Below are 11,850 nucleotides of genomic sequence, written 5' to 3'. Positions count from 1 at the left end.
TGAAGGTGGCCGTACAGTAGGTGCTGGTGTTGTAGCAACAATCGAAGAGTAATCTGTAGATTGTCGTAACACACATAAAAAAGGTCGCTTTGGCGGCCTTTTTTAATGCCTTTGTTGATACGATTTTATATCGCGACTATCGAAAAGGGTCGTTCTCCAATAAGAAGTACAGACCTTTTTATTATTACGCTTTAAAAGATGAACTCTTTGTCGAAGCAGTGACTTTACATCGCGATTTTAAAGATAGAATTTTTGTGGTGGGGGCGAGTTTACCTCGCGATAAACTCTTTGTCGTAGCAGCGATTTTATATCGCGACCAACGAAAAGGGTCATTCTCCTATTAAAGCATCATTTTTGTCGTTGTGATGGTTATAACGAACAATTCCATAATGTTCTTATATTTACTTTCGACAGCTTAAAATCCATATTCTCACCATTTAATCTCCCTATTCTATATGCTGATATCCTGCCACCAGTCACGTAAAAATTTGGTTAATTGCGTAAAGGTGTGCACAATAAGCCCATATAAAACCTAAAATTAGGGAGTGTAAAGATGTTAGGTCTTTCGGCTCGAACAATTTCTGCTGTGCTCAGTATCACAATGTCACTATGTACTTTTGCAAGCTTTGCCAATGTAGATAAGGACAGATCCTATATTTTGGCGACAGCCTCATCTGGTGGCACTTTTTACCCAGTAGGCGTCGCAATTGCGACATTAACTAAGCTAAAAGTCACGCCGCAGCACGGTATGAGTGTGTCGGCCATTACCTCTGCCGGTTCTGGTGATAACCTCAAACTCATGCGTAATAAAGAAGCTGAACTGGCTATTTTACAGGGTCTTTATGGTGCGTGGGCGACGCAGGGGACGGGGGCAATGGCATCCGTTGGCAAACAAGATTATCTGCGTTCTGTGACTATGTTGTGGCAAAACGTAGAGCACTTTGTCATTGCTAAGAAGTATGCCAAAACGGGCAACGTCTCAGATTTAAAAAACCTATATTCACAAGGGTTTGGTATTGGTAAGCGTAACTCTGGAACGGAAGGATCTGGGAAGCACATCATGGCTGCACTGGGCGTTGATAGTGACAAATTCACTTTGGTGCATAAAGGTTACGCGGGATCTTCTAGCGCCCTACAAAATGGCCAGATTGCGGGAATGAATATTCCGGCAGGCGTACCGGTCAGCGCTATTACGAGTGCTTATGCAGCCGATGCCAATGGTATCACTGTGCTGGATTTCACTGATGAGCAGCTAAATAAAGTCAACGCTGAGGTAGAGTTATGGTCACGCTTCGAGATCCCAGCGAACACTTACCCCGGCCAAACTAACGCAATCAAAACGATTGCGCAGCCAAACTTTCTTGCAGCACATAAAGACATGAGTGAGGAAGATGTATATCTACTCACCAAGGCAATTTATGAAAATTTAGTCTTTCTTCAAACCATCCATAAAGCGACTAAAGCCATGGCGATAGAAAAGGCACTCATGGGACTACCTGCTAAGCTACATCCCGGCGCGCTGAAGTATTATAAAGAAATAGGTATTACCGTACCTGCTCATCTGCAGTAACGCCGCCAACTAAGTAAAACGGGATAGTATCTATCAATGAGTAATAGTAGCAATGAGCAAAGCACATTAGCAGTACCAACAGCGGCTCGTGAGCGGATCGCTTTTTATTTAGCGATATTCACGAGTTTGTTGCACCTCTATTTTAACTTGGTCGCCACTTGGCCGGATAATTATATTTCAGCCATCCATTTCATGCTATTTGGTAGCATTATCTTACTCACCTTGCCACTTAGAGTTGGCAAATTGGCAGTGCTTTCTAGCGTTATTGATATCGGGCTATTTATCGGTTTAATCGTGAGCTGCGGCTATATTGTTCTATACAGTGATGCGTTGGCTGCGCGTAATTATGAATTTGCTACGGCTGACTGGATAGCATCTTCGACCGCTGTACTCCTCGCGCTTGAGTTGGTGCGGCGCTGTATGGGCTGGTTTATCCCGGTGATGATCCTACTGGCGATGAGTTATGTGCTGTTTTTGGGACAGTATATTGATGGTGTGTTTCATTTTGCTGGTTTAAGCGCTGAAACTATTTTGTTTCGCAATTACTTTGATGACGGCTTGTTTGGACCTATTGCTAAAATTTCTTGGACGTTTGTCTTTATGTTTATCTTGTTTGGCGCATTTCTAGTCCAAGCAGGAACTGGGAATTTTATCATTCGCTTTGCCAATGCACTTGTTGGCCGCATGGTTGGTGGGCAAGGACTTGTTGCTGTCGTGAGCTCGGGTATGATGGGCTCCGTATCGGGCTCTGCTATCGCGAATACAGCGGCAACTGGGGTGATCACCATTCCATTAATGAAGAAAGCTGGCTTTCCTGCAAAGTTTGCAGCAGCAGTTGAAGCCGGAGCATCGACGGGAGGTCAGCTGATCCCGCCGATTATGGGGGCAGGTGTATTTGTGATGGCCTCTTATACTCAAATTCCTTATCTTACGATAATTGCGGCGGCCTTTGTTCCTGCTCTGCTTTATTTCGCATCTATTGCCATCTTTGTACGTATTCAAGCTAAACGTTTGAATATCCAGCCAGCCTTAGAGCCAGAGCAATTAAGTGCTTGGCAAGAACTGAAATCCGGTTGGCATCATTTATTACCTATCATGTTGCTCGTAACATTGATGATTTATGGCTTTACGCCAACTTATGCAGTCAGCATTGCGACGCTCAGTGTGTGTCTATTTTCTTTGTTTTCACATTCACCGATGAGGTGGTCAAAGATTTTGGCTGCGCTTGCAAATGCAACTGAAAACAGCGCTAAGACAGCAATATTATTGGTTGCCATTGGCATGCTGGTGAATTGTATTACAATCAGTTCCTTAGGGGTTACTTTTTCTCTAATGATAAATGAATGGGCGGGAGCAAGCTTGATATTGTTGTTGGTATTGATTGCATTGGCCTCGTTAATTATCGGTATGGGACTGCCTGTGACGGCATCATATATTGTATTGGCAACGCTTTCTGCACCAGCTTTATATGGCTTGATCAGCCAGTCAGCACTGGTAGAGATCATAGTAAATGGTCAACTCAATGAAACTGCGGCGATGATGATGAGTATGATGGCGCCAGCGCTAGGAGAAATATACAACCAGCCAAATATTACCGCGGCTCAAGTGTTTACTATTTTGGCAAGCTTGCCGCCAGAGGCTATTGATATTATTCGCAGTAGTCAATTTGATGCCACGCATTTAGCCATGATGCTACTTTCTGCTCATATGATTATTTTTTGGTTATCGCAAGATAGCAATGTGACACCGCCAGTATGTTTGGTCGCTTTTACCGCTGCGGGAATTGCCAAAACACCGCCGATGGCTACAGGTATAGAAGCATGGAAAACGGCTAAAGCACTATACATCGTTCCATTACTGTTTGCTTATACGCCGTTTATTGGAGGGAGTAACTTTGAGATCATGCAGGTTTTTTTCACCGCGCTTGTAGGGATTTACGCTTTGGTCGCAGCGATATACGGTTATGCCGAGGCGAAGCTCAATAAACCAATCAGGATGGTGTTAGCGCTTTTAGGTATCGCTTTAGTTTGGCCGCACCAAATAATCTCTGTAGATATAGCGGCGGCGCTATGTGTTATTGCTGTTGTTATAAAGCAAGTAATAGATAATCGCCTAACTTAAGCTTAGCTATGCACCATAAAGTAGGCCCCTAAATTGGGGCCTTATGATATTAGACGATATGCTGAATAGACTGATGTATTCGAGCAGGTAGCAGGGCTTTTAAGTATTGCTCTAAAGTATGTAGTGATTCTGTGCCGCGAATGCCAGCGGCTTCATCTTGTTCTATAAAGCCTTGCTCTTTTAGACTAGTGACAAATGCACTGAGCACTTTTTTGTCAAAAAACTCTGGGCTTTTGATACCATGCAAAGTTCCTAGTCGGTCGGCAAGAAGTGCACTTTCTTTTTCAAGCTCGCTACGACTTAATCCTTGATGACGCTTAACGAGGTTAATCGTGATTGCATAGCGTTCAAGTGTTAAGTGGATCACTTTACCTAGCATTTCTAATTGTGCCAATGCGCTACCATCTTTGTTAACTGAGGCTAGGTGACCATCAAAGGTGATTAGACCCTTAGCCGCAAAGTATTCAAAAATAGACTCTATATATCCTGTCTTAAGGTCTGTTAAGAACCACTCTTTTGCAAACAAGGGATACAACAGCGCTACCTCTTTACAGCACTCATCAACAGTCAAGCTGTAGCGATTGAAGAGCTGCTGAGCGATTAAGCTTGGTACGGCAAACAGGTGCAGAATATTGTTACGGTAATAATTAAGCAGAGCGCGTTCTTTTTCCTTAACACTAATGATGCTGCCAAAACTGTCTTCAATAATATCGAACTTATCAAGCTTAAGTGCATGATCGAGTAAGCCCTCAGAGCTCGAATCTGGCACCGTCGCATTGTCGTGATAAGGTGCATTTCTGTGTAGTCCAAGATATAAATCAAGCTGTTGTAGCAGTTGTGATTTAGGCAGTGCAAACTGCTCATTACTCAGCAAAATTGTCGCAAGTAAATTAACTGAATTCAGTGCTGCTGAGTTATTGATCTCAGTCATGATGACATCAGCGAGATCAGCAACTTGCTTGTTCAGCCAAGCTGGCTTTTGAGTTTCGGTGGGGTGGATAGAATCACGCCAATCTGGTTGATGCTCATTTAAAAATTGGTTGACTGATATAGGATCGCCAAAATTTAAATACCCTCTACCATAGTTTTTAAGGTTCTTAATCGCCTTAAAAATACCAAAAATAGACTCATTTTTCTTACTGTTGCCAGCCAGCTCCTTGAGGTAGGTGTTGATCTCCATAACATGTTCATAGCCGAGATACACGGGTACGAGGGAGATAGGTCTATCAATGCCGCGAAGCATAGATTGCAGTGTCATTGCCAGCATCCCCGTTTTTGGTGGTAGTAGACGACCGGTACGACTGCGGCCGCCTTCGGTATAAAACTTAACGGAATACCCTTTGATAAATAACTGACTTAAATATTCCTTGAATACCGCGGAATAGAGTTTGTTACCAGAGAAGGAGCGGCGAATAAAGAAGGCGCCACTACGACGGAAAATCGGGCCCGCAGGGAAAAAGTTGAGATTAACGCCAGCTGCGATATGCGGTGGTACTAAACCCTGATGGTAAATCACATAAGTGAGCAGTAAGTAATCCATATGGCTACGATGACATGGCACGTAAATGATCTCATGTCCTTTGTCTGCGAGTGCTTGTACTTTGTCTGAGTTATTAACTTCAATACCATTATAAAGCTTGTTCCACAGCCAAGTGAGGGCCCTGTCAGCTACGCGCACCATGGCGTCTGAATAGTTTGCGGCTATTTCGTCCAATAACTTCAGTGCTTGTAATCTCGCTTCTTCCTGACTTAGACCTTTTGCCTTTGCTTCGTCAGTAATAGCCTTTTTAATGCTTTGCGACGCTAAGATAGAATTAAATAGCTGCTCACGTGATGGCAGTTTGGGGCCGGTAGCGGCCAATTTTTGACGACGGAAATGCACACGTGCAACGCGCAGCAGCTTATGTGGCAGCTCCTCAACGTCTGCTTTATCGTTTAACAATTGATTAAGTTCAATCGGGCGGGAAAATCGAACAAAGTTATCCCGGCCTGAAAACAAGATCACAAAGCATTTGCGTAGCCAGCTCGGTGTTAATGAGTTGGATAATAAGGTTCCCACACCTGGCTTTTCTTTACCTGGATTACGACCCCACAATATGGTGACCGGAATAACCTGCGCATCGGTATTGTTATCATCTTTTAGCGCTTCAAAAATCGCTTTGCTATGTTCAAGCGCATCACTTGGTTTATGACTATTACCAAAGACACTTGGCGGAGTCTGGATCCCAACAAAGCGATTGAGCTCTTTGCTGCCTATTCGCGCTTTTTGAGACGGTCTTGGTAAACCAAGCTTTTTACACATAACGTCTAGCGCGACCATGTCTGATACCGAGTCGAGTCTCGCTACATAAAATGTGGGAATGCTGGGATCTAGCTCGTAATCCTCGATGGGATGCTCTGGCAATACTTTACTTTTAACAAAAAGCCAGTTGCTACAGCGAGCGATGGTTGTAAGCAAATAAGAAAAAATCTGCATGGGAATACCGAACAATTATCATTAGCCATAGAATACCAAGATTTAACTGGACTGACCATTTACAAAGGCGTCATCCATGTTTTCTTGTCGCAATATTTCACTATGGAAGACTAACAGAAGCGAACGCTTGAGTAGAGTGAATTTTGTTCTATGTGCTTTGTGTGAGTGAAATATTATGTATGTTCAAAGCGCTTTATCTGCGTGACAGCGCCTACGGATCCTAGGGATAAAATTACTTTGTATTAGTTGTTGCATTTATCACCAATATCACTATAATATGCAGACTTTCTTGACCATAGCGTCTAGGAAAGTAAATGAAAGGTCTGGATTTCAGGCCCTATGAACAGGAACTCCAATTGTGAGTTCAACGGTAGAAATAAATTAACAACCGACTTCTCAGGAATAATTGAGTTAGTCTCGGTCGTTTTTTTATGCTCTTTTTAAATGCTCTTTTTATTTTGAGGTTTAAGAATGTCAAATCAACGCATTCGTATTCGCCTAAAAGCTTTTGACCACCGTTTGATTGACCAATCAACGGCGGAAATCGTGGAAACAGCGAAGCGCACTGGTGCACAGGTTCGTGGTCCAATCCCACTACCTACGCGCAAAGAACGTTTCACAGTATTGATCTCTCCGCACGTAAACAAAGACGCGCGTGATCAGTATGAAATCCGCACCCACAAACGTCTGATCGACATCGTAGAACCAACTGACAAGACTGTAGACGCTCTAATGCGCCTAGACCTTGCTGCTGGTGTTGATGTTCAAATCAGCCTGGGTTAATCGGAAGATTAGAGAGGTTTTAGGAAAATGGCATTAGGTCTAGTCGGTCGTAAAGTGGGTATGACACGTATCTTCACTGAAGATGGTGTATCTATCCCTGTGACAGTTATCGAAGCGACTCCTAACCGTGTTACGCAGATCAAATCTGACGCAACTGACGGTTATAACGCGCTTCAAGTTACTGCAGGCGAGAAAAAAGCAAGCCGTGTAAACAAACCAGCAGCGGGTCACTTCGCTAAAGCTGGCGTTGAAGCGGGTCGCGGCCTGTGGGAATTCCGTCTTAACGGCGGTGAAGGTGAATTTGAAGTAGGTTCAGAGCTAACTGTTGAACTTTTCACTGAAGTGAAAAAAGTAGACGTTACTGGTACTTCAAAAGGTAAAGGTTTCCAAGGTGGTGTTAAGCGCTGGAACTTCAGCATGCAAGACGCAACTCACGGTAACTCTCTATCTCACCGTGCTCCTGGTTCAATCGGTCAAAACCAGTCTCCTGGTAAAGTTTTCAAAGGTAAGAAAATGGCCGGTCAAATGGGTAATGTTCGTTCAACGACACAGAACCTTGAACTAGTACGTGTTGACGCAGAGCGTAACTTGCTTTTAGTTAAAGGTGCAGTACCTGGCGCTATCGGCGGTGACGTTATCGTTAAACCAGCTGTTAAAGCATAAGTCCTGGAGATTTAGTGATGGAATTAGCAATTAAAGGCGCTGGCGCGCTTGAAGTTTCCGAAGCTACTTTTGGACGTGAGTTTAACGAAGCATTGGTACACCAAGTAGTTGTTGCTTATGCAGCAGGTGCTCGCCAAGGTACTCGTGCTCAATTGACACGTTCTGAAGTACGCGGTGGTGGTAAGAAACCATTCCGCCAAAAAGGTACTGGCCGTGCACGTGCTGGTACAATCCGCAGCCCAATCTGGCGCAGCGGTGGTGTGAGCTTTGCAGCTAAGCCGCAAGATCACAGCCAAAAAGTTAACCGTAAAATGTATCGCGGTGCGATCAAGAGCATTCTTTCTGAGCTTGTTCGTCAAGATCGTCTAGTAGTTGTTGAAAACTTTGGTCTAGAAGCACCAAAGACTAAAGAACTAGTAGCTAAGCTTAAAGAACTTGAGCTTAAAGACGTACTAATCGTGACTGAAGAAGTAGATGAGAATCTATTCCTTTCTGCACGTAACCTGTACAAGGTTGACACGCGTGACGTAGCTGGCATCGACCCAGTAAGCCTAATCGCTTTCGATAAGGTTCTGATTACTGCTGCTGCTGTTAAGCAACTTGAGGAGGCGCTAGCATGATCCGTGAAGAACGTCTTTTAAAAGTAATCCTTGCTCCACACATCTCTGAGAAGAGCACTGTATCTGCTGAAGAAAACAACACTATCGTTTTCAAAGTAGCTAAAGATGCAACTAAAGCTGAAGTTAAAGCAGCTGTAGAAAAGCTTTTCGAAGTAGAAGTAACTGGTGTTCGCACTCTAAATGTTAAGGGTAAGACAAAGCGTACTGGTATGCGTTTTGGCCGTCGTAGCGATTGGAAAAAAGCATACGTTACTCTTAAAGAAGGTAGCGAGCTAGACTTTGTCGGCGGCGCCGAGTAATAAGGGGAGTTAGAATTATGGCACTTCAAAAGTGTAAACCAACTTCTGCGGGTCGTCGTCACGTCGTTAAAGTGGTTAACCCTGATCTACACAAGGGTAAGCCTTACGCTCCGCTATTAGAGAAAAACTCTAAATCAGGTGGTCGTAACAACAACGGTCGTATCACGGTTCGTCACATCGGTGGTGGTCATAAGCAACACTACCGTGTAATCGACTTTACACGCACAAAAGATGGCATTCCAGCTAAAGTTGAGCGTCTAGAGTACGATCCAAACCGTAGCGCAAACATCGCTCTTGTATTATATGCAGACGGTGAGCGTCGTTACATTATTGCACCTAAGGGTCTTAAAGCAGGTGATGCAATCCAATCTGGTGTTGATGCACCAATCAAGGTTGGTAACACACTACCTATGCGTAATATCCCTGTAGGTTCTACTGTACACAACGTTGAACTTAAACCTGGCAAAGGTGCACAAATTGCACGTTCTGCTGGTGCTTACGTACAGATCCTTGCTCGTGAAGGTCAATACGTAACACTACGTCTTCGCTCTGGCGAAGTTCGTAAGGTTGAGTCTGATTGTCGTGCGACTCTTGGCGAAGTAGGTAACGCAGAACACATGCTACGTTCACTAGGTAAAGCTGGTGCAAATCGTTGGCGTGGTATCCGTCCTACAGTTCGTGGTGTTGCCATGAACCCGATTGACCACCCACACGGTGGTGGTGAAGGTCGTACTTCTGGTGGTCGTCACCCTGTATCTCCATGGGGCGTACCTACCAAAGGTTACAAGACTCGTAAGAACAAGCGTACTGATAAGTTTATCGTACGTCGTCGTACTAAATAATAGTTGAGGAATTGCCATGCCACGTTCTCTCAAGAAAGGTCCATTTATTGACCTACACTTGCTGAAGAAGGTAGAGAAAGCGTTGGAAAGCGGTGACAAGAAGCCAATTAAAACTTGGAGCCGTCGTTCAATGATCATACCTAACATGATCGGATTGACCATCGCTGTCCATAATGGTCGTCAGCACGTTCCTGTGTTCATCACAGACGAAATGATCGGTCACAAACTGGGTGAATTTGCACCTACACGTACTTACCGCGGTCACGCTGCGGATAAGAAAGCTAAGAAGCGTTAATCGGAGGGTATGATGGAAGCATTAGCTAAACACAAATTCGCCTCTGGTTCGGCGCAGAAAGCACGTCTAGTGGCAGATCAGATCCGTGGACTTCCGGTTGATCGCGCGCTAGAAATCCTGGCGTACAGCCCGAAGAAAGCGGCTGTATTAGTTAAGAAAGTACTTGAGTCTGCTATCGCGAACGCGGAGCACAACGAAGGTGCTGACATTGATGAGCTTAAAGTGGCTAAAGTATTTGTAGACGAAGGTCCTACAATGAAACGTATTATGCCACGTGCTAAAGGACGCGCAGACCGCATCCTTAAGCGTACAAGCCACATCACTGTTGTGGTATCGGATAGCTAGGAGATATAAGTAATGGGACAAAAAGTTCATCCTACTGGTATTCGCCTAGGTATCTCAAAGCCTTGGGTATCTACTTGGTACGCGAATACAAAAGATTTCTCTGAACAGCTTTTTGGCGATCACAAAGTACGTCAATACCTTACTAAGGAATTGAAAAGTGCTTCTGTAGCTAAGATCGTTATCGAGCGTCCAGCTAAATCAATCCGTGTAACAATTCACACAGCTCGTCCTGGTGTTGTTATCGGTAAAAAAGGTGAAGATGTTGAAAAGCTTCGCCAAGCTGTAACTAAGCTTGCTGGTGTACCTGCGCAAATCAACATCGCAGAAGTACGTAAGCCAGAGCTAGATGCACAGTTAGTTGCTGACGGTATCTCTTCTCAGCTAGAGCGTCGTGTTATGTTCCGTCGTGCTATGAAGCGCGCAGTACAAAACGCAATGCGTCTAGGCGCGAAGGGTATCAAAGTTGAAGTAAGCGGCCGTCTAGGCGGTGCTGAAATCGCACGTTCTGAGTGGTACCGTGAAGGTCGTGTACCTCTACACACTCTACGTGCTGATATCGACTACGCAACTTCAGAAGCTTTGACCACTTACGGTATCATCGGTGTTAAGGTTTGGATCTTCAAAGGCGAAGTAATTGGTGGTCTTCCACTAGTTCAAGAGCAAGAGAAGCCAGCTAAACGTGCGCCGAAGAAAGCTAAAAAAAGTGCTAAGTAAGAGGTAGCGACTAATGTTACAGCCAAAACGTACAAAATTCCGTAAGGTACACAAAGGCCGCAACCGTGGTCTGGCTACCAGCGGTAACAAAGTTAGCTTCGGTTCTTTCGGCTTGAAAGCGACTGGCCGTGGCCGTATGACTGCTCGTCAAATCGAAGCAGCTCGTCGTGCTATGACACGTCACGTCAAGCGTCAAGGTAAAATCTGGATCCGTGTATTCCCAGATAAGCCAATTACAGAGAAACCGCTTGAAGTTCGTATGGGTAAAGGTAAAGGTTCTGTTGAATACTGGGTTGCTGAAATTCAGCCTGGTAAAGTACTTTACGAGATGGAAGGTGTTTCAGAAGAGCTTGCTCGCGAAGCATTCGACCTAGCTGCTCGTAAATTACCTTTCAAAACAACATTTGTAACTCGGACGGTAATGTAATGAAAGCTAGCGAACTTAAAGACAAAAGCGTAGAAGAGCTAAATGCTGAACTTCTAGAGCTTCTTCGTGAGCAGTTCAACCTGCGCATGCAAGCGAGCACTGGTCAGCTAGCTCAAACTCACGAGCTTAAGAAAGTACGTCGCAATATTGCGCGTGTGAAAACGGTTATCAACCAGAAGGCAGGTGCATAATGAGCGATAAGATCCGTACTGTACAAGGTCGTGTAGTTAGCGACAAAATGGACAAGTCAATCGTTGTTGCTATCGAGCGTCAGGTTAAACACCCGATCTACGGTAAGTTCATCAAGCGTACAACTAAGTTGCACGCACACGATGAAAACAACACAGCACTAGCAGGTGACGTCGTGACTATTCGCGAATGTGCACCAATCTCTAAGAAAAAATCTTGGACGCTAGTTGACGTGATTGAACGTCCTAAGAAAGCTTAATTTTAGTTTTTAACTAAATTAGACTTTTATAAAGCCCCGGCATCTGCTGGGGCTTTTGCATTTCTGGATAATTTTTATAAATAGCTATCAAACCTCAGATTAACCACCCGATCTACGGTACTCTTTATAGAAAGAAAGCATCAAGCGTACAACTAAGTTGCACGCACACGATGAAAACAACACAGCTACTCACAGGTGACGTCGTGACTATTCGCGAATGTGCACCAATCTCTAAGAAAAAATCTTG

The 11,850-nt window shown here is 44.4% G+C and carries 16 protein-coding genes; 15 read left to right on the top strand and 1 reads right to left on the bottom strand.

Annotated elements, in window-relative coordinates:
• Positions 1 to 89: 89 nt before the first annotated feature.
• The 3 genes from A587_RS0123585 to A587_RS0123575 all read left to right on the top strand — a co-directional run bounded on the left by A587_RS0123585 (position 90) and on the right by A587_RS0123575 (position 3,691).
• Entirely contained in the window at positions 90 to 344 is a 255-nt protein-coding gene (locus A587_RS0123585) for a hypothetical protein (protein WP_010376397.1), read from the top strand.
• A 209-nt stretch (positions 345 to 553) separates the two neighbouring features.
• Positions 554 to 1,570 (top strand): TAXI family TRAP transporter solute-binding subunit, encoded by a 1,017-nt coding sequence (locus A587_RS0123580; RefSeq protein ID WP_017219550.1) that lies wholly within the window; start codon positions 554 to 556, stop codon positions 1,568 to 1,570.
• Between the two features lie 36 nt (positions 1,571 to 1,606).
• Positions 1,607 to 3,691, top strand: coding sequence for a TRAP transporter permease (locus tag A587_RS0123575; RefSeq protein WP_017219549.1), 2,085 nt, complete (start codon positions 1,607 to 1,609; stop codon positions 3,689 to 3,691).
• Positions 3,692 to 3,740: 49 nt separating this feature from the next.
• Here the strand turns inward: A587_RS0123575 and plsB are convergent, their stop codons facing one another.
• A complete protein-coding gene (plsB, locus tag A587_RS0123570; protein ID WP_017219548.1) occupies positions 3,741 to 6,167 on the bottom strand; it encodes a glycerol-3-phosphate 1-O-acyltransferase PlsB in 2,427 nt (808 codons plus the stop codon).
• Positions 6,168 to 6,638: 471 nt separating this feature from the next.
• On the opposite strand from plsB, the gene rpsJ reads away from it, so the two are divergent.
• The 12 genes from rpsJ to rpsQ (A587_RS24895) all read left to right on the top strand — a co-directional run.
• Positions 6,639 to 6,950, top strand: coding sequence for a 30S ribosomal protein S10 (gene rpsJ, locus A587_RS0123565; RefSeq protein ID WP_010376390.1), 312 nt, complete (start codon positions 6,639 to 6,641; stop codon positions 6,948 to 6,950).
• A 27-nt stretch (positions 6,951 to 6,977) separates the two neighbouring features.
• Positions 6,978 to 7,613 (top strand): 50S ribosomal protein L3, encoded by a 636-nt coding sequence (gene rplC, locus A587_RS0123560; RefSeq protein ID WP_010376387.1) that lies wholly within the window; start codon positions 6,978 to 6,980, stop codon positions 7,611 to 7,613.
• Between the two features lie 17 nt (positions 7,614 to 7,630).
• Positions 7,631 to 8,233, top strand: a complete 603-nt coding sequence (gene rplD, locus A587_RS0123555; protein ID WP_010376385.1) for a 50S ribosomal protein L4 — start codon at positions 7,631 to 7,633, stop codon at positions 8,231 to 8,233.
• Positions 8,230 to 8,532, top strand: a complete 303-nt coding sequence (rplW, locus tag A587_RS0123550) for a 50S ribosomal protein L23 (RefSeq protein ID WP_010376382.1) — start codon at positions 8,230 to 8,232, stop codon at positions 8,530 to 8,532. Before rplD ends, rplW begins: the two co-directional genes overlap by 4 nt.
• Before the next feature lie 17 nt (positions 8,533 to 8,549).
• Positions 8,550 to 9,374, top strand: a complete 825-nt coding sequence (gene rplB, locus A587_RS0123545) for a 50S ribosomal protein L2 (protein WP_010607737.1) — start codon at positions 8,550 to 8,552, stop codon at positions 9,372 to 9,374.
• A gap of 16 nt (positions 9,375 to 9,390) precedes the next feature.
• On the top strand, positions 9,391 to 9,669 hold the full coding sequence (rpsS, locus tag A587_RS0123540; RefSeq protein WP_010376377.1) for a 30S ribosomal protein S19: 279 nt from the start codon (positions 9,391 to 9,393) through the stop codon (positions 9,667 to 9,669).
• Between the two features lie 12 nt (positions 9,670 to 9,681).
• Positions 9,682 to 10,014 (top strand): 50S ribosomal protein L22, encoded by a 333-nt coding sequence (gene rplV / locus A587_RS0123535; protein ID WP_010376375.1) that lies wholly within the window; start codon positions 9,682 to 9,684, stop codon positions 10,012 to 10,014.
• Positions 10,015 to 10,026: 12 nt separating this feature from the next.
• Positions 10,027 to 10,728 (top strand): 30S ribosomal protein S3, encoded by a 702-nt coding sequence (gene rpsC, locus A587_RS0123530; RefSeq protein ID WP_010376374.1) that lies wholly within the window; start codon positions 10,027 to 10,029, stop codon positions 10,726 to 10,728.
• A gap of 13 nt (positions 10,729 to 10,741) precedes the next feature.
• Complete coding sequence (rplP, locus tag A587_RS0123525; protein ID WP_010376373.1) at positions 10,742 to 11,155, top strand: 50S ribosomal protein L16; 414 nt, start codon at positions 10,742 to 10,744, stop codon at positions 11,153 to 11,155.
• A complete protein-coding gene (gene rpmC, locus A587_RS0123520; protein ID WP_010376372.1) occupies positions 11,155 to 11,346 on the top strand; it encodes a 50S ribosomal protein L29 in 192 nt (63 codons plus the stop codon). Before rplP ends, rpmC begins: the two co-directional genes overlap by 1 nt.
• Entirely contained in the window at positions 11,346 to 11,603 is a 258-nt protein-coding gene (gene rpsQ, locus A587_RS0123515) for a 30S ribosomal protein S17 (RefSeq protein ID WP_010376371.1), read from the top strand. The genes rpmC and rpsQ (A587_RS0123515) overlap by 1 nt, the downstream gene beginning before the upstream one ends.
• An 86-nt stretch (positions 11,604 to 11,689) precedes the next feature.
• A partial coding sequence (gene rpsQ, locus A587_RS24895) for a 30S ribosomal protein S17 (RefSeq protein ID WP_442852601.1) occupies positions 11,690 to 11,850 on the top strand: 161 nt, incomplete at its 3' end.

Origin of the sequence: Pseudoalteromonas sp. NJ631, from assembly GCF_000276645.1 — a bacterium.
Classification (GTDB): Bacteria; Pseudomonadota; Gammaproteobacteria; order Enterobacterales; family Alteromonadaceae; genus Pseudoalteromonas; species Pseudoalteromonas piscicida.
Note: the sequence above shows the minus strand (reverse complement) of the source record. Positions and strands in the feature narration are given on the sequence as shown.